At 44.2% G+C, this 23,902-nt stretch carries 19 protein-coding genes and 1 pseudogene; 10 read left to right on the forward strand and 10 right to left on the reverse strand.

Going from position 1 to position 23,902, the window contains the following annotated elements:
• Positions 1-281: pseudogene (locus tag HWQ44_RS21000) on the forward strand (hypothetical protein); the annotation flags it as partial.
• Positions 282-468: 187 nt separating this feature from the next.
• Here the strand turns inward: HWQ44_RS21000 and HWQ44_RS21005 are convergent.
• The 4 genes from HWQ44_RS21005 to HWQ44_RS21020 all read right to left on the reverse strand — a co-directional run bounded on the left by HWQ44_RS21005 (position 469) and on the right by HWQ44_RS21020 (position 6,477).
• A complete protein-coding gene (locus HWQ44_RS21005; protein ID WP_292722541.1) occupies positions 469-1,923 on the reverse strand; it encodes a HAMP domain-containing sensor histidine kinase in 1,455 nt (484 codons plus the stop codon).
• Between the two features lie 657 nt (positions 1,924-2,580).
• Positions 2,581-4,581 (reverse strand): amylo-alpha-1,6-glucosidase, encoded by a 2,001-nt coding sequence (locus tag HWQ44_RS21010; RefSeq protein ID WP_292722544.1) that lies wholly within the window; start codon positions 4,579-4,581, stop codon positions 2,581-2,583.
• A 186-nt stretch (positions 4,582-4,767) separates the two neighbouring features.
• A complete protein-coding gene (locus HWQ44_RS21015) occupies positions 4,768-5,409 on the reverse strand; it encodes a GNAT family N-acetyltransferase (RefSeq protein ID WP_292722547.1) in 642 nt (213 codons plus the stop codon).
• 249 nt (positions 5,410-5,658) lie between these two features.
• The gene (locus HWQ44_RS21020) at positions 5,659-6,477 is read right to left on the reverse strand and encodes a PD-(D/E)XK nuclease family protein (protein ID WP_292722549.1); all 819 of its coding nucleotides are present in this window, start codon (positions 6,475-6,477) and stop codon (positions 5,659-5,661) included.
• 466 nt (positions 6,478-6,943) lie between these two features.
• Here HWQ44_RS21020 and HWQ44_RS21025 point away from each other — a divergent pair, with 466 nt between their 5' ends.
• From HWQ44_RS21025 to HWQ44_RS21035, 3 genes are all read left to right on the forward strand, one after another.
• Complete coding sequence (locus tag HWQ44_RS21025; protein WP_292722552.1) at positions 6,944-7,495, forward strand: PadR family transcriptional regulator; 552 nt, start codon at positions 6,944-6,946, stop codon at positions 7,493-7,495.
• Between the two features lie 54 nt (positions 7,496-7,549).
• A complete protein-coding gene (locus HWQ44_RS21030) occupies positions 7,550-10,972 on the forward strand; it encodes an efflux RND transporter permease subunit (RefSeq protein ID WP_292722555.1) in 3,423 nt (1,140 codons plus the stop codon).
• A 256-nt stretch (positions 10,973-11,228) separates the two neighbouring features.
• Positions 11,229-12,575 (forward strand): efflux RND transporter periplasmic adaptor subunit, encoded by a 1,347-nt coding sequence (locus HWQ44_RS21035; RefSeq protein WP_292722558.1) that lies wholly within the window; start codon positions 11,229-11,231, stop codon positions 12,573-12,575.
• Positions 12,576-12,989: 414 nt separating this feature from the next.
• Here the strand turns inward: HWQ44_RS21035 and HWQ44_RS21040 are convergent, their stop codons facing one another.
• Together HWQ44_RS21040 and def are read right to left on the reverse strand one after the other, a co-directional pair.
• A complete protein-coding gene (locus tag HWQ44_RS21040; protein ID WP_289798204.1) occupies positions 12,990-13,193 on the reverse strand; it encodes a hypothetical protein in 204 nt (67 codons plus the stop codon).
• Positions 13,194-13,203: 10 nt separating this feature from the next.
• Positions 13,204-13,767, reverse strand: coding sequence for a peptide deformylase (gene def, locus HWQ44_RS21045; protein WP_104908674.1), 564 nt, complete (start codon positions 13,765-13,767; stop codon positions 13,204-13,206).
• A 300-nt stretch (positions 13,768-14,067) separates the two neighbouring features.
• On the opposite strand from def, the gene HWQ44_RS21050 reads away from it, so the two are divergent.
• The 6 genes from HWQ44_RS21050 to HWQ44_RS21075 all read left to right on the forward strand — a co-directional run bounded on the left by HWQ44_RS21050 (position 14,068) and on the right by HWQ44_RS21075 (position 20,254).
• The gene (locus HWQ44_RS21050; RefSeq protein ID WP_292722570.1) at positions 14,068-14,970 is read left to right on the forward strand and encodes an ABC transporter permease; all 903 of its coding nucleotides are present in this window, start codon (positions 14,068-14,070) and stop codon (positions 14,968-14,970) included.
• Between the two features lie 271 nt (positions 14,971-15,241).
• A complete protein-coding gene (locus HWQ44_RS21055) occupies positions 15,242-16,051 on the forward strand; it encodes a DUF3598 family protein (protein WP_292722573.1) in 810 nt (269 codons plus the stop codon).
• A 16-nt stretch (positions 16,052-16,067) separates the two neighbouring features.
• Positions 16,068-17,582 (forward strand): BamA/TamA family outer membrane protein, encoded by a 1,515-nt coding sequence (locus tag HWQ44_RS21060; RefSeq protein ID WP_292722576.1) that lies wholly within the window; start codon positions 16,068-16,070, stop codon positions 17,580-17,582.
• A 4-nt stretch (positions 17,583-17,586) separates the two neighbouring features.
• Positions 17,587-18,633: a 2-oxoglutarate and iron-dependent oxygenase domain-containing protein gene (locus tag HWQ44_RS21065; RefSeq protein WP_292722685.1), complete on the forward strand. Its 1,047-nt coding sequence runs from the start codon at positions 17,587-17,589 to the stop codon at positions 18,631-18,633.
• A 218-nt stretch (positions 18,634-18,851) separates the two neighbouring features.
• Entirely contained in the window at positions 18,852-19,022 is a 171-nt protein-coding gene (locus tag HWQ44_RS21070; protein WP_292722578.1) for a hypothetical protein, read from the forward strand.
• 344 nt (positions 19,023-19,366) lie between these two features.
• Positions 19,367-20,254 (forward strand): NAD(P)-dependent oxidoreductase, encoded by an 888-nt coding sequence (locus HWQ44_RS21075; RefSeq protein WP_292722580.1) that lies wholly within the window; start codon positions 19,367-19,369, stop codon positions 20,252-20,254.
• A 208-nt stretch (positions 20,255-20,462) separates the two neighbouring features.
• Here HWQ44_RS21075 and HWQ44_RS21080 read toward each other — a convergent pair whose 3' ends face one another.
• The 4 genes from HWQ44_RS21080 to HWQ44_RS21095 all read right to left on the reverse strand — a co-directional run bounded on the left by HWQ44_RS21080 (position 20,463) and on the right by HWQ44_RS21095 (position 23,872).
• Positions 20,463-21,470: an aldo/keto reductase gene (locus tag HWQ44_RS21080; RefSeq protein WP_292722583.1), complete on the reverse strand. Its 1,008-nt coding sequence runs from the start codon at positions 21,468-21,470 to the stop codon at positions 20,463-20,465.
• A 178-nt stretch (positions 21,471-21,648) separates the two neighbouring features.
• A complete protein-coding gene (locus HWQ44_RS21085) occupies positions 21,649-22,485 on the reverse strand; it encodes an SDR family NAD(P)-dependent oxidoreductase (protein ID WP_292722586.1) in 837 nt (278 codons plus the stop codon).
• Between the two features lie 65 nt (positions 22,486-22,550).
• Positions 22,551-23,330: a carboxymuconolactone decarboxylase family protein gene (locus HWQ44_RS21090; RefSeq protein ID WP_292722588.1), complete on the reverse strand. Its 780-nt coding sequence runs from the start codon at positions 23,328-23,330 to the stop codon at positions 22,551-22,553.
• On the reverse strand, positions 23,327-23,872 hold the full coding sequence (locus HWQ44_RS21095) for an aldo/keto reductase (RefSeq protein WP_292722590.1): 546 nt from the start codon (positions 23,870-23,872) through the stop codon (positions 23,327-23,329). The genes HWQ44_RS21090 and HWQ44_RS21095 overlap by 4 nt, the downstream gene beginning before the upstream one ends.
• Positions 23,873-23,902 lie beyond the last annotated feature (30 nt).

Genomic DNA, 23,902 nt, shown 5'->3' on the forward strand with positions numbered 1-23,902 from the left:
AAGGTAATGCCATAGGTCTAGCTGCCTATAAAGCAGGGCTGCCAGTGAGATGGAGCCAGATGTCAGGCATTTCCTTTTTCAATAACAAAACCGAACTGATTAAAATTCAAAAGGGACAGTCAAACATGGATAAAATGTTGACTTATTTTGAAGAACACGAAAGAATTGCACATCCTAAACGCTCTATCCTGGCTAAAATTGTCTTTAAACTTAGCAAAGCTATAATGCATCTTTATAGAGCAATAAAGTACAGAGTTGAATGGCACGAAAAAAAGTTCTAAACTATGCAGAATAAGCAAACTGCAGAATTGAAAATGTGACTGTGTGTAGTGTTTAAACTGATGGTTTCATCTAATAACTCCAACTTCTGGTATTACTGGGAGTTCTGCTTCTGAAGCTAATGGAGCAAGCGTCAAACTAAATAGTCCCATCCAAGCCCAGCCCACCCATTTTCCGGTGCAGCGGCTTCTAGCGATCGCCTTCGCGGAAAGTGACAGAAGAGGGATATGTAGGTAAACTAATTGTAAACATACTCCCTTCCCCTAATTTGGATTGCACAGTGACACTACCACCCATACCTTCTACAAGTGTCTTGACAATCGATAAACCCAAACCACAACCCCCAGTAGTATGAGAGCGAGATTCATCTACACGGTAAAATCTCTCAAATATCCGTGCTTGCTGTTGCAAGGGAATGCCATAACCTTTGTCACAAACTTGAATAATTGCTTTATCTTGAAGCTGATTTAACTTAAAAATTATGGGTGTATCCGCTTCAGAATACTTGACAGCATTATCAATTAAATTTAATAAAACTTGTTTCAGACGACTGTAATCTGCTTTGATCTCAACTGGGTAAATTTTCGACTCGATCGTAATTGTGCGATCGCTATATTTTTCTGCCATCATTACAACTTCTTCAACCAAGTCATTCAGCACATAAGATTTCATTTGAAAGTATAAGTAACCGCTATCTGCTCGTGCTAAATCAAGTAAATCTTGTAGCAAGCGAATAGTACGTTCAGCTTCAGATGCAGCAGTTTCTAAAGCTTCTTGTTGGGTTGGGGTTAAGTTATTCTGCCTTCGCAAGACGCTTTGCAAATAACCATGTACAATTGTCAAAGGTGTACGTAATTCGTGAGAAACATTACTCACAAATTCTCGCTCTTGCTCCCAAGATTGGGAGAGTCGTGATAACAACATGGTTAAAGTTTGAGCTAATTCTTTAACTTCACTGGGTGCATTATCAAGATATAGCTGCGCTTGTCCTAAATCTTCAGCGGAAATTACAGAAGCCATTTGATTTAACTGGCGCAGAGGTTGCAGAGAACGCTTAATATAAAATGCGATCACAGCAGTTAAAACAATAATTGCCAAAACACTAGTAATCCCTAAACTCTGCACCATTAGCACAAACATTCTCTGTTCGCGGGTTATATCCTTGACTACAAATAACTCACCCAGTAACTTACCCTGCACTTGCACAGAACTACCACATAAAACAAAGTAGCTTTGGTTTACTTTGTAAACTTGTGGTTTAATCGGCATCTTAGTCAGAGACATTAACTCAGCTACCGTAGTATCAGATAATAAATCCAGAGTGGCAGACTTTACTAAAATTTTATTATCAGGATTTTTTAGCCATAATAATGTGTTAGTATTTGCCAAATTATTAATAGCCTTTTGCAATCCAGTTTCAGATTTCATCATTTCACTATAAATTTGCACATCTTGCGGCAAGCGCTTGGCAATTTGTTCTATATTATATTTATGACTATCAACTAAAATTTGCTGCATTTTCCAACTAGTCCATGTAGCGAGGCTACTTAATACTAAAGCTGAAAATGATGCAATACCAACTGTAAGGCGTGACTGTAAGGAAAATGGGTCTAGATTTATCCAAATTTTTATAATTTGCTTCACTGTTTTGGTTGTACTTAAGGTGTTTAATAAGGCTTTATAAATAAAATCAAACTGCTAAATGTAAAATTACTGTCAACCGCTACATCTTTAGTTATAGCTGATTTTAACTGACCTCTATTGCATACCTACAGTGAAAAGCGCAGCTATTCCAAAAATATTGCTAAATATTTTTATTTCATCGTCCTCTCAACTCTACAAATCTTTATTTAATAATCTAAATGCATTTGCTAGCAATTAAATTAATTTTTGCTGAGAATTACTTTAGAATCTCTAAGAATATCTGCTTAACTTTCTATTGTTGTTTGAAAGTAGGGGCTAAAAGTAAATATTGCTCTTTGAAAAAGATAGTGTATTTGTATATAAAAATAGTAGGATTCAATTTATTTCAATATCCTTGATGTTAGTGATATTTTGCCCCGAAAGATTCCCCAAGCCTTCTTAAAAAGGAGACTTAATTAGAGGTTAGAGAGGATCAAGTTTGCATGTTCTTATGCTAGAGCGATCGCGTCTTTATCCTCCTCTATTTCTGGTTCTTGATACTGTGCTTCATATTCACCAATTTGAATGAAACTTTTGTAAAGACTCAATTAGGATGAAATTCACCGGAAACCAAACGGGGCCGCGCCAGTTAGAATTACCACCAAATTATTCCCCGCATCAACTCTCCGTAGCCAACCAAGCACGTAAAACCTCTGCTACTGTCCACGCTTGGGCAATACATCCCCGTGGAGTCATCGCCGCATCACCATCAAAAATTTCGCTGAGATTACCAACACCGTGTGCAGTGAGATGATTAGCCATTGGTTCCAAAAATTGACGAGCCTGCTCAGGATTTTTGTAGACGCGCAGGTGTGCTAAGACGAATGGCCCCAACAACCAACCCCAAACTGTCCCTTGGTGGTAAGCTCCATCACGTTGATACTGATTGCCACCGTATTTACCCTGGTATTGAGGATGATCGGGGGCTAGCGATCGCAATCCATGAGAAGTTAAGAGCATTCGCCCGCAAGCTTCCACCACGCCCCTTTGCTGGGCAGGTGTGAGCGGACTTTCTGGTAATGACACAGCAAATATTTGGTTAGGACGCAACAACCCATCATCACCATCAGGACTGTCTAAAACGTCATAGCAATAACCTGTCTCTTCATTCCAGAAACGAGAAAATCTATACTTTGCCCGATCTGCCATTGCCTCATACTCTTGGTGTGGTTTACCAAGCTGACGGGCAAACTTTGCCATTGTCCGTAAAGCATTATACCAGAGGGCATTAACTTCAATCGGTTTGCCAATTCGGGGCGTAACTACCCAATCGTCAACTTTGGCATCCATCCAGGTCAGTTGCACACCTGCAACACCTGCATAAAGTAAGCCATCGGCTGCATCAAGATGGATGTTGTAGCGTGTACCGCGACAGTGCCAATTAATAATGTCTGCAAGTATTGGAAAGAGTTCATCAAGCAAATTATCATCGTCCGTAGCGCTGTAGTAGGCGCGGACTGCTTCAAAGTACCAGAGAGTGGCATCGACTGTATTATATTCTGGTTGCTCACCCGCATCGGGAAAGCGATTAGGTAACATTCCTTGGTCTACGTATCTGGCAAAGGTGCGAAGAATTGAGCGTGCTACCTCTGGGCGACCAGTGGAAATTGTCAAACCAGGTAGACTAATCATGGTGTCGCGTCCCCAGTCGCTAAACCAGTGATAACCAGCGATGATGGTTTTACCGTTGGGGTCTTCTGGTAATGAGCGATCAACAATAAACTGGTCAGCAGCTAGTACTAGGTGGTTGATCCAGCTAGGTGATTCATTAATGTTGAGGGGTAGATTAGTTTTCCAAAATCCTGTTAACTTCTGCTCTTGAGCGCGACGTAATTTAAGTGCAGCTTCGCCATTAAGATTTGGTTGTTTTTCTGTGCTGGCTACAAAGGCGATCGCTTCCCCAGGATTTAGTGTAACTTCAAAGGTGGCTGCGTGGAGGTGGTCTTCTTTATCGCTCAATCCTCGATAGCGTTCAACTGCCAAATCAAAGCCATAATACCAATTGTGAATAATAGATGCACTACCGTGTAGTTTACCGCCGTAGGCATCGCTCAACAGATACAGTGGTACAGCACCCGCATAAGCAGTTACACGAATTCCCTGTTCCACCTCCTCAACAGACATTTGCCAACCGTTGCTTTGAGTGTCGCTGTGGTAATCGCGGTAGTTGACTATTGCTTTAAGCGTCAACTTTAGCGGTTGGGTGCCACGACGCAAAGTATATTGGACATAAGTTGTGTTAGCACCTTGTTGCATCCACACCCGTTTTTCTAATAAGGCATCAGCAACAGCAAAACGCCATACAGGAATTGTACCTTCTAGAGAAAAACGTTCAATATGCTGATAACCGTGGGGACTGACAGTACCATCTGCCCAACGATTCGTGTCTAGAGAATAAGAGCGATCGCTATACAATACAGTTTCATCTAGTTTTGCCAGCATTAAGGTACGATCCAGAGGTGGTTTCAATGCTGCTACTAATAGTCCGTGATAGCGGCGAGTCAATAAACCAGCCACAGTCCCAGAGGCATAACCACCAATACCGTTAGTAACTAACCACTCGCGCGATTCTGCAATGTCAAGATTGCCGCAGATTTCCCGCCCAAATTCTATACACATAAGTTACGTCGCTTTGCTCTGGATTCAAAATTAACAATCACCATAATGCTTTTTTCTCTGCGTTTTGTGTGCCTCTACGGTTTAAAAAGTAATTTATTAAACCACAGAAGCGCAGAGAACACGGAAAAAAGAGGAATTATTATCCAAAAATTTTACCCACTTTGATAGGGCTATTCCTAACTTTTGTTAGATTGGAGATTGATCCTCAGTGATTTGAGATTCATTTACTAGAGGATTGAGGATGACTTCATTAGCAACACTATCAGGTTTACGGGCACGAATTGCCGGACGCGATCGCCTATAACCTGCTCTTTCAGCTTTTTGGTGTTCGTAATCAATCAATCTTCCATAATATTCATGCTTGCTTAAATTCATCGACAAGAAAATATGCTGGCGAATATTACCAAAACCTTTGCGGTTAAAAAACTTTAATGCTGAAGTATTGGTGGGGTCAGTGTCTACCAGCATAAACCGCGCCCCATCTTCAATCATGCGGGCGACAACTTTATCAACCAACTTGTCTGCAACTCCCCGACGCTGATACTTCGGGCTAACTCCTAGCCATAAAATGTATCCATAAGTCCAGGATGCTTTGGTGATGATGGTTCCCAAAATGAATCCTGCTAAATCCCCATCTGTTTCAGCCACAAGACAGTATTCTGGATCGGTGTTGTAAAGTCCAATCACTTCCCATTCGTCCCAGGTACGGTATAAATAAGGATATAAATCGCTGGTAAATAACCCTTCTCCCAAGTGGTAAACGGGAGCAATATCATCAATTCCTAATTCGCGGACATAAATTGCTTCAGTTTCATCAAAAGTTGACATAAATTTAGAAGTTATGATTTATTTATATAGATGATTACGAAATTTTAGCGATCTCAACAAAACATTTATTTAAGAAGATTTATTGTTATTGAATGAAAAAAAGGAGTATTTACCGAATCTAGCTCTTTTAATAAAAATGCTTTCAAATGCTTCAGATTTAGAAAAAACACCTTACATGATTTTCTGATTTTCCACAAGAGTCTACAGATATAAAGAATCTGTTTTAGCAACAAAATCCTGCGGATCAAATCAAAGTGAGACTTCTTGAATACTGTCAAAATTTGGCAATGAGTCTTTCGCTGCTTCTTCAGTTATTTGTGTGCGTAGTTTACCGCCGTAGGCATCGCAACGTTTGGCAAACTGACAAGAATTACAGGTTTTGCTACCCTCCACTACTTGGGGAAACTGCTGGTTATTTTGGTAATTTTCTAACCAATTAGTTAACTGGCTTAATAGTTGATTAAGTCTTTTTGCTGTTTGTGTATGTTGAGCAGTATTGTAATTAAATTTAATATTTTGTGGTTTTCCTTCCGATTGGACAAACCAATAAGTCATGGAAATATTTTCTGGTAAATAGTCGCTAGTTTCTGCCAATACATACAGATAAAGCCGTGTTTGCCAGTTGGATTCTAACTTGCGTTTGTTGGGTGGTTTCGGATAAGTTTTCCAGTCGAGAATTTGCGCTTGTTGGTTATCTGCAATCAATAAATCATAGATAACTGTGAGCAAATAATCCTGAATTTGCAGAGTGCGGTAGTGTTCGCTTTCACGGAAAGTTTGATTATCAGATGCAGCCGTTAAGATTTCTGGGGCTGCATCGGCAAAACCTAGCATCCAGCTTTGCAGTTGAGCATCTGCTTGCAGGAAACTATCAATTGGCAAACCCATTTCTCGCTGCTGCATTAGCAAGTGAAAGCGACTACCCAAAGTTAGCCGTTCTTCTTGTTCTGGATTTGAAGGGGAATTGAGTTTTTCTAAGTAGGTATGTTGAAATTTCCGCGGACAAGTTTCTAGTAAGTTAAGTTGTCCTTGAGACAGTCGCAGTAGTTGAGTGGGAGTTGACAGCATTCTTCTATTTTAGAAGTAAATTATAATCTGCAACTCACCTTTGGCAGTAAAGACATACCTGCGCTGGCGAATGGAATTCGCAGCTATACAGACAAAACCCATCTCCGTGGGTTTCAAATTCTTTAAGTCCGCGTAGCCGCGATTTCTAATCGCCTGGTATATTTGCTATTTTAACTCGTCCTGATCTACGTCATCCTAGCGATCAAAATGTTTACTCTTGAGACTTGATTGAACCAAAGCTATAAGTCATAGCTATGCCGGATGATTAGCTTTGTTAACGATCGCCAAAGAAATTGACCCCTGCCTATCACTTGCCCGTAGCCAGCCCACAGGTAACTTATGCAGCTTCCGCCTTTACCAAGCATCTTGCAGGATCACAGAGAATTCTGACAATTGAACCTTAAGCACTTGGCTAAAAAGGCTCAATTTGATATTGTTGAGCAACATATCAAATTGATATATCAGAATGCTGAAGTTGGCAGTATTAGGTTTATTACAGCGAGAACCATTAAACGGTTATCGGCTCAAACAGCAACTAGAGATGTTTATGAGTTGTAGTATTTGTGTCAACTATGGTGCGATTTATCCTCTTCTGAAGCGCATGGAAGAACAAGGTGAAGTGATTTTATGTGCAGAACAAGTAGAAGAAGGTGGACATTGTAGAAAAGTATATGAGATTACACCCCTCGGCAAAAACACTTGGTATCAAGAGATGTTGGCATATCCTCATGAAAGCTGGGTAAATGCGCGATCGCGATTCCTAATCAAATTTTTTTTCTTTAGCCATTTATTACCCAAAGAACGAGTGCAGTTAATTGAACATCGATTAATGTCATGTCAGTTACGCCTTGCAGAGAAAAAAGCAGTTGAAATTACTGATGATTTATATCAAGCGAAAGTGCAAAGGCGGGCATTTGAAGTCATCAAATCGGAGATTGAGTGGCTAGTTGAGCAACTCCAAATAGAACAACTGCAATTAGCTCAAACGCCAGCCTCAATCAAGAGTGCTGAGTACTGAGTGATGAGTAAAACAGCCATAACACCAAAAACTTTTGAAGTATCCTAACTAACTATGTGGATCGTCAAAATTGCTTTACGTCTTCCGTATACATTCGCGATCGCCGCTTTGATGATTGTGATCCTGGGTGTAGTAACAATATTTAGCACACCAGTTGATATTTTCCCTGCAATTAACATTCCGGTTGTCAGCGTAGTTTGGACTTACACTGGTACGACATCTGAGGAAATGGCACAGCGAATTGTCACCATTAGCGAACGCGCTATGACAACAACAGTTGGTGACATCGAACACATTGAGTCTCAATCTTTGAGTGGTGTTAGTGTTGTCAAGGTTTTTTTCCAACCCAACGCCAATATCGCCTCAGCAGTCGCTCAAATTACCTCTGTCAGCCAAACAATTCTCCGCCCTTTGCCACCGGGGATCACACCGCCATTCATCATTCAATACAACGCTTCTTCTGTGCCGATTATCCAGATGAGTGTCAGTAGCAAAACCTTACCAGAAGAAGCACTCTTCGACTATGCTACCAACTTCGTTCGCACCCAATTAGCAACAGTGCAAGGAGCGAGTATACCTCTGCCCTATGGTGGTAAACCTCGGCAAATTATGGTTGATATCGATCCCCAAGCGATGTTAGCTAATGGCATTTCTGCCCAAGATGTGACTAATGCTGTCAGTGCCCAAAACCTGGTTTTGCCAGCAGGTGATATGAAAATAGGCGATCGCGACTTCGCTGTACAAATCAACAATAGTCCAAGTGTGGTGGAAGCCCTCAATGACTTGCCGATTAAGCAAGTTAATGGTACTGTCATTTCCATTCGCGATGTCGCCCAGGTAAGAGATGGCTTTGGTGTGCAATCGAACATTGTCCGTCAGAATGGTAGGCGATCGAGCTTACTTAGTATCCTGAAGAGTGGCAATGCCTCGACAATTGATGTGATCGAGCGAGTCAAAAAAACTTTGCCTCGCATCCAATCCACCTTGCCCCCAGAACTGAATTTAGCGTTTTTGTTCGATCAATCTATATTTGTGAAAGCTTCTATTCAAGGCGTTCTCAAAGAAGGATTGATTGCAGCCTGTCTCACCGCGCTGATGATTTTGGTTTTCCTGGGAAGTTGGCGCAGCACCGTAATTGTAGCCGTATCGATTCCTCTCTCGATGCTAGTTTCAATTATTGTGATGAGTCGTTTGGGACAAACTTTCAACATCATGACCTTAGGTGGTTTATCCTTAGCTGTTGGGATTCTGGTAGATGATGCCACAGTGGAAATTGAAAATATCCACCGAAATCTCGGCCAAGGTAAACCCATCAAGCGGGCAATCTTAGATGGGGCGCAGCAAATCGCTACTCCAGCACTTGTAGCAACATTATGTATTTGTATTGTCTTTGTGCCGGTCGTGTTTCTCAGCGGAGTGGCCAAGTACCTATTTGTCCCCCTAGCGATGGCGGTAGTATTTGGAATGCTTGCTTCTTATGTGCTATCTCGGACTGTAGTACCAACAATGGCAAGCTATCTTTTACCACATGAAGCAGACTGGCATAGAGAAAACGAGGATCATAATGGTAACAACAACCATCATCTAGATTCGCCAGTCCAAAACAACAATGGTAACGACAACCACCACAGCCATTCGCTAGTCGAAATCCATGATAATCGCGATCGCCACACCCATTCGCCAGTCCAAAACAACAATGGTCATAGCGATAACCACCAGCAAACAGAAGAGGCAACAACGACAACTGCCGAACCTGTAAAGAAAGATTGGATATGGCGGCTACACGAAAAGTTTAACCGACAATTTGAGAAGTTTCGCGGTTGGTATTACAACGTCCTGGCCTCAGCATTAAGTCACCGCCGCATAGTCTTTGTGCTATTTGGTGCTTTTATCGTCAGTGCCGGAGTTTTGTTGCCGTTCGTCGGTCAAGACTTTTTCCCGGAAGTCGATGGTGGTCAGTTTAGCCTCCATGTTCGAGCCTTACCTGGGACTCGTTTGGAAGAGACAGAAAGAATTGTCAGCGAAGTTGAAGGCGTTATCCGCCAGACTGTACCGAAAGAGAATCTCGCTCTGATTCTGGATAACATCGGCTTACCCACCAGTGGCATTAACCTTACTTATGGCTACAACGGTGCCACAATTGGACAGGCTGATGCTGATATTCTTGTGTCTTTAAAAGAATCTGGTGCAACTTTTTCTTACGTCAAGGAACTCCGCCAGAAATTGAAAGCGACATTTCCCAGCTACACCTTCTTTTTTGAGCCGGCTGATATTGTGACTCAAATTCTCAATTTTGGTTTACCTGCTGCTGTTGACGTGCAAATATCTGGCCCTCTGAAAAACTCAAAAGGCAACTTTGAAATTGCCCAACAAATCGCCGCGCGGATGACACGCATTCCTGGGGCTGTAGATGTACATCTCCAGCAAGTTGTCGATGCTCCCAAATTACGTCTTGATGTAGATCGCACCGAGGCTCAACAATTGGGTATGACTCAGCGGGATGTTGCCAATAGCGTCCTCACTTCCTTAAGTTCAAGCGGTCAAGCTGCAATCAATCAATGGCTCGATCCCAAAAAAGGCGTGAGTTATACCCTGGCTGTACAAGTTCCCCAATATAAACTTGACTCTATTGACAGCCTGAAAAATACGCCAGTTGGCAACGGTCAAACTGCACCGCAACTTTTAGGTAATTTAGCTAGTGTTAAACGCGACACAGTGATGCAAGTTGTGAATCACTACAACATTCAGCCCGTTTTCGATATCTACGCTAACTCCTCTGGCCGTGACCTGGGGGGAGTTGCTGGCGATGTAAATCGAATCATCGCTGATTATCAGAAAAAATTGCCTAAGGGAAGTCAGATTAATATCCGGGGGCAAGTGCAAACGATGAACTCTTCCTTCTTGGGACTTGGTTTAGGACTTGTGTTTGCAATTGTGTTGGTTTACTGCTTAATGGTGGTGAACTTCCAATCTTGGCTCGATCCCCTGATTATTATGATGGCGCTGCCAAGCGCCTTAGCAGGGATCATTTGGATGCTGTTTGTCACTCGCACCACTTTCAGCGTTCCTTCGTTAATGGGTGCAATTATGAGTATAGGTGTAGCGACATCAAACAGTATTCTCATGATTACTTTTGCGAATGAGCAACGTGTAGAAGGGGAAAATGCCTATAAAGCAGCCCTAGCGGCAGGCTATACAAGGTTGCGTCCGGTGTTGATGACTGCCTTAGCCATGCTCATCGGGATGGTGCCAATGTCTCTTGGTCTTGGTGAAGGTGGTGAACAGAATGCGCCCTTGGGTCGCGCTGTAATCGGTGGCTTGTCAGCTGCAACAGTGGCGACTCTGATCTTTGTACCTGTTGTGTACAGCATTATGAGGCGTCAACCACCTCGTCCTATTGATGAAGAGGATGACGATTTAAATTTCTCAGATCCAAAGACAGCCTACTCGTTGTCATCATCTCAAGGCAAGTCATAGACATATTTTAGGAGCTACGGTGTACACATAAATCTTTTAAAGTTACTACGTTACGTAGGGGAGATTAATTTTTGCAGGTCAATGCAACAAAGGTGCAGGTCAACAACTTGTGTGTATACCGTAGGGGAAAGGTTTTTTCTGAGCCGCTTTCCCCTTTACTCCTTACCCCTTATCCCACTTCTGCAAGAAGTCTAATAAGGTAATGACTCTAGCTGCTAAATTTCTGCTTTCTTAGATAATACAGGACAGTTTACCTATGGATTCTCAGCATCGTCCATCTCCTGATTCTGAACAACAAACGACTTCTAGAAAACAAAAACGCGGCATCGGTGGAATTGGTTGGGCTGTAATTGGTGCTATTTTTTTTGGTAGCTTACTGGCGATAGGCATTCTACCCCGGTTGGGCCAAAAGTCAGAATTACAAGCAGCAGTCAAGGAAGCAAGCACTGTACCCTCAGTGAACGTAATCACTCCCCGCCGCGCTACTGGTGCTACCAAAGTGGAACTACCTGGCAGTGTTGTAGCCCTTAATCAAACGACCATCTACGCTCGCAGTACTGGCTATTTACGGCGGTGGTACGCAGATATTGGCGATCGCGTCCGAGCCGGTCAATTGTTGGCAGAAATTGATTCACCAGACACCGATCAGCAAGTTCTACAAGCGAAGGCAGAGGTAGTGCAAGCACAAGCCAATGTCTCTCAAACTCGTGCTAATTTAGCTAAAAGTATTTCTGATTTGAAGCAAGCCCGCGCTAATCTCTTGATAGCACGTCAGAGTTGGGAGCGCTGGCAAGTTCTTGTCAAGCAAGGTGCAGTACCTCAACAAGATGCAGATACAAAATATGCGACATATCAAGCTAATCTTGCCAGCGTTGAGGCAGCACAAAACACTATTAATTCTGACTCTGCCAACATCAATGCAGCACAAGCTAGCGCCTACGCAAGTCAAGCAAACTTCCAGCGTAATATCGTATTGCAGTCTTATAAGAAAGTCACTGCTCCTTTTGCAGGAGTGATTACTGCACGTAACGTCAATACAGGTGTTTTAATTTCAGCAGGTAATGGCAACACCAGTACCAGCAACACTAACACTAGCAATAGCAGCCTTTATACTATTGCTGCTTATGACAATCTAAAGGTAAATGTGAGTGTTCCACAGAGTTTATCACAGTCACTTCAAACTGGACAAACAGCACAAATTACAGTCAGAGAGTTACCCCAACGAGTGTTTACGGGTAAAGTAGTGCGTAGTAGCAACGCCATAGATCCAACTACTCGCACTTTACTGACACAATTAGAAGTGCAGAATTCGGATGCGACGCTGCGACCTGGGATGTATGCCAATGTCAAATTTGCCATTAACCGCGCCAATCCTCCCTTTGTTGTGCCAGATAGTGTTTTAGTCGTTAATGCCGGAGGTACGCAGGTAGCAACTGTAACCAAAGATAAAACAGTGCATTATCAAAAAGTTGCCGTTGGGCGAGATTATGGTACTGAAGTAGAAATTACATCAGGTCTGACAGGAAATGAATCGCTGATTGCCACTCCTACGGTTGATGAGACAGAGGGGTTGCGCGTGCAGCCAGTTGCAGAAACTAAGTAGACTCATGCAACAGTCCCTAACACCGTAGCCTTAGTAAGAGGAGGGGAGCATTTGTGTCAGTAAATGCGGGTAAGTGCCTAAAAACACTGCGTAGGCGTAGCCCGTCGTAGACATCGCCACGACCCTACGAAGGTATGAATATCACCGGAGTTATATCAAGTTTGGTTAATTACTTATGATTACCGCATCCGTGCAAAAGTCAGGAAAACCTCTTTCTCCCTGCTCCCTGCTCCCTGCACCCCTGCGGTCTAAATGATAAGTCTTTACCCGAACATGATAGCAGGGTTAACCGCAGCGCAGTTAGTGACGCTAAAAGCTTTAGGGGCAGTGGAAGATGGAGAGCAAAAATAAAAGGTAAAAGAATGAATTTTGCCTTTTTCCTTCATCCTTTTACCTTTTTTATGTACCTGATGCTTATTTCATGTTAGCCCTTGCGTCCTTCACTGCGGCAAAGAAAAATAATCCGGTGAGTGGAATGCTCAATACCAGAATAATTGCCGTGGCTGTGACACCAAAATCTGGTTGTCCGTAACCGAGTTCAAAAATCGAACCGACGGCGGCGATCGCACTTACACAAGAACCACCCAGAAATAAACTGCTTTTTGGAGTTAAATACACTACTGCCCCCCTATGCTATTGGTTTCACCGCTTGATACGAAAAGCCATTCTTAGATAGCTCCTGGGCTAAAGTCAAGGAGTTTTCTACGCGGTCTACAAATACCACGCCGTTAAGGTGATCCATCTCGTGCTGAATGCAGCGTCCTAAGAGGTCATTAGCCTTTAATGTCCGGGGACGACCGTATTCGTCTTTATAAGCAATTTCCACGACTTCGGGGCGCTTTACGTCTAGATATACGTTGGGAATGCTCAAGCATCCTTCTTGGGCAACAGAGATGTCGCGGCTGACTTGTTTAATGGTGGGGTTAATCAACACCAAAGGCTGATTAGCTGCGTTCTCTGGTTCCAAGTCGATGACAATTAGTTGTTTGTGAATTCCCACTTGGGGCGCAGCCAAACCAATGCCATCTTTGCTGTACATAGTTTGCAGCATTTCGCGCACTATTTGGCGAAGTTCGTCATCAACCTTAGAAATCCGCTTTGCAGCTTGACGCAGTACGCGATCGCCTAAATAATGAAGCTCCAAAGGTGGATTTTTTAACTTTTTTTTCTCTACAGCAATTTCAGAGGGCATGAGTCTCGATGGCTAGATGGTGAAAATTCCTACTGTTTTAATTCTACCAAGCTCCTCACGTCGCTTCCCTCCGAATTCAAAATTCAAAATTTCTTTTTCTGTCAATAATGTCAGTTGCGATCGCAACTAATGATATTTTTGGCGCTAACTCATTCAAAATTTCTACTATCGAGTATAAATGGTGGTGTTATCTCACCCATCTGAGTCAGTGTGTTGCGAACTTTTCCAAAGTTGTCGCAACGTGGCATCGCGCAGAGCTAATTGCATTCTGGTATTTTAAATTACTTATTGGGGTAATTTGTGTTGAAATCTCTGACGAAACTTGACTATCTGCTCAAAGAAACCTTCCTCGGTTTATTGCGAGGAGGTTGGATGAATTGGGCCGCTGTCAGTACTGTGACGGTGTTACTGTTTTTATTCGGCTTGAGTCTGCAAACCTCTTGGCAAGTCGAAAAACTCCTCTATCAGTTTGGTAGCCAGCTAGAAGTATCAGTTTATCTCGAACCGGATACGCGGCTCGAAAGGATTGAGCCACTAATCGCCAAAATGCCAGAGGTAGCGGCGATACAAAGCATTACCAAAGAAGAAGCTTGGACTAAGTTAGTTAAGGAAATGAGAATTTCTGATATTGAGGGTGCTACCCAGCAGCTAGGTGAGAATCCTCTGGTTGATGAGATGAAGGTGAAAGCGCGTAATTCTCAAGTTGTGCCAACCTTAGCAACGCAGTTGGCTAAGTTACCAGGAATTGAGACGGTGCAGTATGTCGATGAAGCAGTCAAACGCATTGCCCAGTTGCATCAAGGTCTGAACTGGATTACCTTAACAATTACGATTATTCTGACTTTAACAGCGATCGCAGTCACTACCACCACAATTCGGCTGATTGTCATGGCGCGTCGCCAGGAAATTGAAATTATGCAACTAGTGGGAGCGACTTCGGCTTGGATTTACCTCCCCTTTATTTTACAAGGAATTGCTTTTGGTTTAGTTGGTGGTGCGATCGCTTGGAGTTTCATTTCTGTAATTCAACAGTTTCTCGGTAAGTTGCTAGTCAATCAACCTGAGTTTATCCAAGTCATCACCAACAGAGTGCAACTCACTCCAGCAGAAATTTTATTATTGCCCCTGATTCTTTTGAGTTTCGGTGCAGCTGTAGGATTAATGGGGAGCTTATTTGCTGTCCGACGTTTTGCTAAAGGATAATCATTGGTCATTTGTGCTTGGTCATTTGTGCTTGGTCATTTGTGCTTGGTCATTTGTACTTGGTCATTTGTCCTTTGTCCTTTGTTCTCTGAACTCAAAACTTCGACCTCTGAACTCGGAATTTTCAAAATTTTAAAACAATAACTGAAGTTTTACGCTGAACGAATATGAAATTAAACTTACATATCAACTTAACAGGGCTAATCAAATGACCAATGACCAATGACCAGTGACCAATAAAAAATGACAAATGACAAATGACAAAATCACTATGAAATCACAATGGGAATGTTTTTTGCAGAATCTCGGTGTTTGGGAAGGTTCATTTAGTAATTTTTCTCCTCAAGGGATACTTTTGAACGATACTCCTAGCCGTCTTTCTTTAGAAGGTTTAAATAACAACCAGACAGTGCGCTTAACTCTGTGCCGTTCTGGACGAGATGATGTAGTTAAAGAATATAGTTCTCTGGGGCGGAGTCTGCTATTTTTTGAAAATGGTTCATTTTCTGAAGGTTTAATTCAGCTAGGGCCATTTTCCGAATTTGGGGCAGAAGTTGCTTTGGTTCATGAAAATCGGCGCTTGCGTCTGGTGCAACTGTTTGATAATATCGGTCAGCTAAAGGAACTCATCTTAATTCGAGAACATCTAGCTGGAACCCCAGCAGTAGAAAGTCCAACTTTACAGATGAACGACTTGTTGGGAGAATGGCAAGGTCAAGCCGTGACAATATATCCAGATTGGCGATCGCCTGATACTTACTCTACAACTTTAAAATTACAACTTGACGATGCTGGGCGATTAATTCAAAGTACCTCTTTTGCAGAACGCACAATTACCTCAACTGCTACCATCAAAGGCTCTATCGTTCTCTTTGACCAAGACCCAGAAAAGCAGGTGCAAGTATTATTTTTGCCAGATGGCGCTTCTGCAACTTCACCTCTTAAGGTGCAGTTACGTCAACCATTTTTTCTGGAAGTGGGTTGGTTAATCCAGCCAAACCTGCGCCAGCGGATGATTCGCAGCTACAACGAAAAAGGCGAATGGGTTAGTTTGACATTAGTTACTGAAGAAAGGGTGTAATGACAAAGCTTAATTTATGCGTATTCAAATAGCTGTAGTTGCGATCGCAGTAATGTTAGTGGGTGGGGAAAATCCAGAGGCCCTTGCAGACTTGCAATCTTCTACTGAGGATGGCGCTGGTAATACCCTAATACCAGAACCTACATTACAGATAGAGGGAGGGTATGCCAAATATGGTGATTATTATATAGGAGCAACTCCAGTAGATACTCAGTCTGTCGAGTTTTCTCAAAGAATTGTCAAAGATATCCAGATTCGTTTTGTTAATGCTAAAGATCAGTTAGTCGATGACAAAGGTCAGCCGATCAAAGGACGGACTCAAAAAGATTTTATCATTGGTCTGCTGAAACTCAAACCTGGTCAGATATTTCGTGAAGATTTACTCAAAGCAGACTTGCAACGATTGCGGAGATTAGAGTCATTTAATGAAGTCAATGTTTATCGAGAAGAAGATGGCAAGAGCGTTAATATCATCTATGAAATCAAAGAGCGTGACTTCCCTTCTTTAATCTTAGGAGGCGGTGATAACGAAGATGTTGGCCTATACGGTCGGGTGGGTTATAAAGATGCAAATATTAGCGGTCTTAACGATAAATTAGATACAACTTTGCAAATCAGCGGTAAAGATGTCCAGTTTAATGGTCAGTTCATTAGTCGTTATCGTCCTGAAGAACCAAACCGCTTAGGCTACAGCATCAGAGGTTTTCGTAGTCGAAATATATCGGGAACTTTCAACGAAGATATCAGATTGTCTAACGGTGACAAAGTGCGCGAGGGAAGGTTTGGCGGTTCTGTGGGAGTTTTACGATCTTTTGATGAGTGGGATACATCTGTGAGTCTGAACTATACCAGAATTAGCCTACGCGATCGCGAATATAACGTTGCACAGGTCGATAGATTAGGGAGTCCTTTATCTGTGAGCGGTACTGGCATTGATGACCTATTTACAGTATCCTTTGCTGTATCTAGAGATCAACGCGATCGCCGAGACAACCCGACTCAAGGATCAATCCTCACCCTCAGCACAGAACAAGCGATTCCTATTGGACTGGGTAATATTTCCAGCAACCGCCTACAAGGAAATTATATTCAGTATTTACCAGTCAGTTGGATCGGTAATGGTAGACCAACCGACAATCCAGAAATGTTGGCGATTAATTTCCAAATTGGTACAACTATTGGAGACTTTCCACCAGCTGATGCTTTTAATATTGGTGGGCTAAATTCTGTCAGGGGTTACGGTTATGGAAAAGTTGCCAGTGGTCGGAGTTATGGTCTAGCTTCTGTAGAATATCGGTTCCCAATTTTTCAGTCAATCGGAGGAGTTCTTTTTACTGACCTCGCCTCCGATTTCGGGTCTAGCGAAACCGTGCTAGGCGAACCAGGAGTGCTGCGAGACAAACCTGGAAGCGGCTTTGGTTACGGCTTAGGATTGCGAGTCAAATCATCCTTTGGGCTGATTCGAGGCGACTTAGGAATTAGTGACCAAGGAGAAGTTAGATTTGAAGTTACTACAGGTCAGCGATTTTAATAACATGACTAGTTTACACGTCCCGATTATTGATATTAGCGCCTTGATTTCTGGAAAAGGCGATCTCTGTCGAGAAGCCGCTTCTCTACGAGACGCTACGCGAATGCGTCTACGCTATTCTGTAGCATCACAAATTAGCCAAGCTTGCCAAGAATCAGGGTTTTTCTATATTATTGGGCATGGTGTAGACGAAAATTTGCAGCGGCGACTCGAAGAACTCAGCCGCCAGTTTTTCACCCAGGATTTAGAAACTAAACTGAAAATCCGCATGGCTTTGGCAGGTATTGCATGGCGGGGTTATTTCCCCGTTGGTGGCGAATTGACATCTGGTAAACCCGACTTGAAGGAAGGCATTTACTTTGGCGTCGAATTGGGAAAAGAACATCCACTAGTGCAAGCTGGTACTCCTATGCATGGTTCCAACCTCTTCCCCGCCAACATTCCCCAATTTGGCGAGACAGTGCTTGAATATATGGAGGCGATGACCCACTTGGGACACACTCTGATGACTGGTATTGCCCTGAGTTTAGGATTAGAAGCATCCTACTTTGCTGACCGTTATACCTCAGATCCCTTAGTGTTGTTTCGCATCTTCAATTATCCTCCTAATTTATCATCGTCAGATAGTGAACCAATATGGGGCGTTGGCGAACATACCGATTATGGCGTTCTGACCATTCTCAAGCAAGACGACTCTGGCGGATTACAAGTTAAATCCAAGTCACGTTGGGTTGCTGCGCCTCCCGTTCCCGGTTCCTTTGTGTGCAACATCGGCGATATGTTAGAGAAGATGACGGCAGGTTTGTATCGTTCTACCCCTCATCGTGTGCAAAACCAGTCGGGAAATCATCGCCTTTCGTTCCCCTTCTTTTTCGATCCCAATTTTGATGTCGAAGTGAAGCCCATTGAATTAGATAAAATAGTGGCGAATGAGCATATAGGCGATCGCTGGGATAAAGCTAACGTTCATGATTTTCGCGGAACTTATGGTGACTATGTATTGAGTAAGGTATCTAAGGTTTTTCCAGAGTTGCGGCGATCGCTATTATAGGGTTTCAAAGCATTTCTTCTTGATGAGTTCCCTTTCTGCTTAGGTTCTTGTATGTCAAATGCGCGGAAAGCCAGATTACATAGCAATTCCAATCAAATTGCAGTTCATCAAAATCCCTAATTAGGGATTGAAACTTAGCTGAAAGTTGATGCCAACTCTTTTATCAGGCATACCTGGACTCCGGGAATAATAAATTGTTGACTATTGACTACTGACTAATGACTCAAAAAATAGTGGAACGTGGACTGATTGATTGGATTGTGATTGGGATGCTAGTTTTAGTCCCTGCATCGCTTGCTGTGTTTAGCTTTTTACAACCAAAAACTGAAACTAGACGTGAATGCTACCAACGCGCACAAAGGAGATACGCGCTCGCTACCAAGCAGTAGGGAAAACAACAATTGATACATCAGAGGAGATAGAGGCGATCGCCTCTGAGATAAAACTCAAATGCCCTAATTAACTTCTTTACTAGCCTTGAGTACCTTGAGTTTCTCAAGTTCAAACTTACTATTTGAAGGCACTGAGGCAGAATTGCAATTCATCAAAATTGCTATAGATATGAAGACTGTTTTACTCCTGCCTCTTGCCTATCTCTCAGCAGATAGCTTGCTTGTTAAGCTTATCCGTGGTTTGATTAAATACGGTATATCTATCGACTTATAGTATTTTGGGACTACTCAATTACCTGAATTAACTTGTCAGCCGCAAAGTAAATATAATAAAACTTTTCATGCCTATCCAAACTATTGGTATTTTAAGTCCAGGCGATATGGGACAAGCGATCGCATCTGTTCTCAATCAACATGGATTGAAAACTATTGCAGCCCTAAATGATCGCAGTGAACGAACTCGGCAATTAGCAACCGCAGCCAACATCCAAGATGTAGGTTCCCTCACACAACTGGTAATTGAATCTGATGTAGTGTTGTCAGTTCTAGTCCCCGCAGCGGCTACCCAAGCAGCGAAGCAAGTAGCTGAGGTGATCAGCAATGTTGGTAAACCCATACTCTATGTTGACTGTAATGCGATCGCACCCCAGAAAGTTATCAATATCGGCCAACTCATTGAATCAGTTGGGGGAACATTTGTAGATGCATCAATTATTGGCCCACCACCGCGAGTTCCCAATCGCACCCGTATTTACACTTCAGGAAAACAGGCCAGTCAACTGCTACAACTGCGAGATCATGGCTTAGATGTGCGGGTGATTGGTGATGAAATTGGTCAGGCTTCGGGGTTGAAAATGTCTTACGCAGCCCTGACAAAAGGACTTACAGCCATCGGTACAGAACTACTAATTGCAGCCCATCGTTTAGGGTTGGATAAGGAATTATGGGATGAAGTATCTAGTAGCCAAAAAGAACTTGCTAGCATCTTAACCCGTTCCATTCCATCGATGACACCGAAAGCGCATCGTTGGGTAGGAGAAATGGAAGAGATTGCAGAAACCTTTAAAGAATTGGGTTTGACAGAGCGCATTTTTTACGGAGCAGCTGACGTTTACCGTTTGGTAAAAGAAACCTCCTTGGGTAAGGAAACACCAGAAGAGTCTAATGGCGATCGCTCGTTGGATGAAATCATTACAATCCTCTCCAATGAAGCAAGCTCTGACACCTAATTCTTGAGTATTTTATAGATAGGGATAAAAAGCGAGAATCTATGACTTTTGTGCTGCACGAGCCGCCCCTGGCTTCGTACAGTTTCAGGGGCGGCTCGGAACAGGATCTCGTTTCTCCCTCGTCTATCGCTTGCCAGCTATCCGTCTTGCACGTGTTGCCTTGCATAGTGAGCTACGGAATGCAACCAGAGAAGACATTTTTTGCCGCTCAACGACCGGTCATTTGCTCCAGCTTTTCGGGGTATCTAGCCCCTTGCACCGCGATTTTGGAGGCGGCGTCATCGATGTCACGCAGATCGTCGGGCGTGAGTTCGACTGAGACTGCCCCGATGTTTTCATCCAAGCGATGCAGCTTTGTGGTGCCTGGGATTGGAACAATCCAGGGCTTCTGGGCCAACAGCCAGGCGATCGCGATCTGAGCAGGTGTCGCCTGCTTTTGTTCTGCGATGCTGCTGAGCAGATTAATTAGGGCCTGATTCGCCTTCAGAGCCTCCGGCGTGAAGCGAGGCAGGGTGCTGCGGAAATCGGAGCTGTCGAAGGTTGTGCTTTCGTCTATCTTACCAGTGAGAAAGCCCTTGCCCAACGGGCTATACGGGACAAAACCGATTCCGAGTTCCTCAAGGGTCGGTATCACTTCCTTTTCAGGAGTCCTCGTCCAGAGCGAATATTCGCTCTGGAGAGCAGTGATCGGCTGAACCGCGTGGGCGCGACGGATCGTTTGCACTCCTGCTTCTGAGAGTCCAAAGTGCTTCACCTTACCTTCCTGGATCAGTTCCTTGACTGCTCCTGCCACGTCTTCAATCGGCACGTTCGGGTCAACCCGGTGCTGATAGAGCAGGTCGATTGTCTCGACCTTGAGTCGCTTGAGCGAACCCTCCACGGCCTGCTTGATATGCTCCGGCCGACTATCCAATCCTGGCGCACCCTTCATCCCACGAGGATCGGAATTAGGACTGAGGTCGAATCCGAATTTGGTAGCAATGACCACTTGCCCACGGAAGGGAGCGAGGGCTTCGCCCACAAGCTCTTCGTTGGTAAACGGGCCGTAGACCTCGGCGGTGTCAAAGAATGTAATGCCCCGTTCTACGGCAGCCCGGAGAAGGGCGGTCATCTCTTGCGTGTCTTTGGGCGGGCCATAAGAAAAACTCATTCCCATGCAGCCCAGCCCGATAGCTGAGACTTCCAGATTACTGTTTCCAAGTTTGCGCTTTTGCATTGTTTGAACTCCTGTTCTTGAATTAAAGGTCGGAATTGTCTTGCTCTACGGATCAGGTCTGGTATTGTTCGTCGCTGACCTTTTCCATTTAGTCCACGGTCTTGCTGTCGAGTTCTGAATGGCGATCTGCGTCATAGTCATAGCCGTGGATTTGATAATGATGCTTCTTACGTGATCGCTAGAACGAACCGTCTGTTGATTTCGATAGCTCTTCATGGGCGCGCGTCGCCTGCAACCGTTCCTCGACAGCCGATGCGATCGCTGCGAGCGCGTCGCTGCCAGCAACGAACAGCTTCGGCGGATTCTCCATTCCGGCGATTTTGACCAGAGCATCGCCCAACTTTGCCGGGTCACCCTGCTGCGTGCCGTTGTAGGCTGACCACGTTTCCTGGACGTTGCCCTCGGCGGCATAGTCTTCGATGGCGTTGCTGGGCCATCTGACATTCTGGTTGTCCAGAAGGTCGGTGCGAAAGAAGCCAGGTTCGACGAGCGTCATCTTGATGCCGAACCCCTCGACCTCGACCGCAACCGACAGCGAGATGCCCTCGACCGCGAACTTCGATGCGGCATAGGCGGCACAGTGCTTAAACCCGACAACGCCAGCAACGGAGCTGATGTTGATGATGTGGCCCGACCGCTGCTGACGCATAACCGGCAGCACGGCACGCATGACGTACACCACACCATAAAAGTTCGTCGCGAACTGGCGTTCGATCTCGGCTGTGGTCATCTCTTCAAAATTACCAAGCAGGCTGTAGCCCGCATTGTTAACCAAAACGTCGATACGACCGAACCGCTTCACCGCCTCCTCGACGGCTGTTTTCGCCTGTACTTCGTCGGAAACGTCCAACTGGACAAATGCAAGATTCTCGCTTGCGACATCGCGCAAGGCATTACGCACTTTATCGAGGTTTCTTCCGGTCGCGACTACACGATCGCCGGAGTGCAATGCCGCCTTGAAGGTTCCGGTGCCAATACCGCTACCAGCGCCTGTAATAAACCAGACTTTGCTCATAATTATTTTCCTTTTACTCGGACTTAATCAAGCCTTGTATTGTTCATTGCTCGTTATCATCACCATTACTCCGTCGCCACTTCATTCAGGCATTTCAACGCATTCAGTGTTCGGGGATATCCCACCCAGGGCAACAATTGTGTAATCAGATCCAGCAGTATGTCTTTGCCGTTTCCGACATTCAGGTTGCCTTGAATGTGCCCCTTGATCTGTGATTCAACCCCGCCCAGAGCAATGAGGATAGACAGTGTGATCAGCTCCCTGACTTTGATGTCTACACCATTGCGGGTGTAATAATCGCCAAAGCAATTGGCAGACAGAAACCTTTGAATGTGCAACTGCTCTTTGGGCGATCGCTCATACATTTGATCGATCGTCTCGCCGAACACAGCTTTCTGTATTGCCAGCCCTTTGTCATAGCGTGTTTCCGGGTTGGTGGTAGATTGCCCTTCTAAAGGTAATTGAATACCCCTGCTGGACATCACTTCATTAGTGGCGTGAACGAAATCAAATGCTTTTGCCATACCCACGTAAGGTATCGACTGATACAGGATCTCTTTGATTTCAATTGGCGTTACTCCGACATTGAGCGCAGCATCCACCATCACCCTGTATTCGCTGACTGCCTGGCTGCCGATTATAGACGCCAGAATCAGCATAACTCTTGTCTTTGTATCCAGCTTGCTCTCAGCAATTACCTCATCGAAGGCGAAGTTGTCAAAGACTTCGATCAGTTCAGGGTCGGTTACTTTCAGGGTCGATTTGTGGTTTGGAAAGAGTTCTTCATGGTTTTTATGTGCCGTTTTACTTATCCTTACAGAGTCCTGCTGCTGTGTATTTGTCATCCGCATCTCCTTATTGTGGTTAAAATTCTATGGTTAGCGATTCCGTCTATAATCCTGTGCGCTTTTCCAACTCTTCTGGATAGCGATCGCCTGACACTGGAATTTTTGCCAATGCCTCGTCGATGCTCTTCAACTCGTCCTGCGTCAGTTCGATATCTGCTGCCGCAATGTTTTCTTCCAGGCGGCTCAATTTGGTCGGCAGTTACTGGTTGGACTGCGTGCGCCCGGCGCACGGTCTGTACACCCGCTTCTAAAAGCCCCCAATGTTTGATTTTGCCTTCACCGATCAAGTCTTTGATGGTTCCGGCTACGTCTTCGATCGGCACTTGGGTATCTAGGCGGTGCTGGTAGTACAAATCGATCATGTCGGTCTTTAAGCGCTTCAGCGAACCTTCTAAGGACTCTCTGATTCCTGATGGATGACTGTTCTGCACCTGTTTGCTGTCCTGTAACTTGATGCCGAACTTCGTAGCAATGACGATGCGATCGCGGTAGGGTTTGAGCGCTTCGCCTACCAATTCTTCATTGGTGAATGGGCCCATACATTTCGGCTATATCGCTGTTGCCAAGTT

Source organism: Nostoc sp. JL34 (assembly GCF_017114945.1).
Lineage (GTDB): Bacteria > Cyanobacteriota > Cyanobacteriia > Cyanobacteriales > Nostocaceae > Nostoc.

Coding starts and splice junctions, on each gene's coding strand:
- HWQ44_RS21010 (WP_292722544.1), bottom strand. CDS start 4,581: ATGTGTATAGAATTTGGGCGGGAAATCTGCGGCAATCTTGACATTGCA.
- HWQ44_RS21015 (WP_292722547.1), bottom strand. CDS start 5,409: ATGTCAACTTTTGATGAAACTGAAGCAATTTATGTCCGCGAATTAGGA.
- HWQ44_RS21020 (WP_292722549.1), bottom strand. CDS start 6,477: ATGCTGTCAACTCCCACTCAACTACTGCGACTGTCTCAAGGACAACTT.
- HWQ44_RS21025 (WP_292722552.1), top strand. CDS start 6,944: ATGCTGAAGTTGGCAGTATTAGGTTTATTACAGCGAGAACCATTAAAC.
- HWQ44_RS21030 (WP_292722555.1), top strand. CDS start 7,550: ATGTGGATCGTCAAAATTGCTTTACGTCTTCCGTATACATTCGCGATC.
- HWQ44_RS21035 (WP_292722558.1), top strand. CDS start 11,229: ATGGATTCTCAGCATCGTCCATCTCCTGATTCTGAACAACAAACGACT.
- def (WP_104908674.1), bottom strand. CDS start 13,767: ATGCCCTCTGAAATTGCTGTAGAGAAAAAAAAGTTAAAAAATCCACCT.
- HWQ44_RS21055 (WP_292722573.1), top strand. CDS start 15,242: ATGAAATCACAATGGGAATGTTTTTTGCAGAATCTCGGTGTTTGGGAA.
- HWQ44_RS21060 (WP_292722576.1), top strand. CDS start 16,068: ATGCGTATTCAAATAGCTGTAGTTGCGATCGCAGTAATGTTAGTGGGT.
- HWQ44_RS21065 (WP_292722685.1), top strand. CDS start 17,587: ATGACTAGTTTACACGTCCCGATTATTGATATTAGCGCCTTGATTTCT.
- HWQ44_RS21070 (WP_292722578.1), top strand. CDS start 18,852: ATGACTCAAAAAATAGTGGAACGTGGACTGATTGATTGGATTGTGATT.
- HWQ44_RS21075 (WP_292722580.1), top strand. CDS start 19,367: ATGCCTATCCAAACTATTGGTATTTTAAGTCCAGGCGATATGGGACAA.
- HWQ44_RS21080 (WP_292722583.1), bottom strand. CDS start 21,470: ATGCAAAAGCGCAAACTTGGAAACAGTAATCTGGAAGTCTCAGCTATC.
- HWQ44_RS21085 (WP_292722586.1), bottom strand. CDS start 22,485: ATGAGCAAAGTCTGGTTTATTACAGGCGCTGGTAGCGGTATTGGCACC.
- HWQ44_RS21090 (WP_292722588.1), bottom strand. CDS start 23,330: ATGACAAATACACAGCAGCAGGACTCTGTAAGGATAAGTAAAACGGCA.
- HWQ44_RS21095 (WP_292722590.1), bottom strand. CDS start 23,872: ATGGGCCCATTCACCAATGAAGAATTGGTAGGCGAAGCGCTCAAACCC.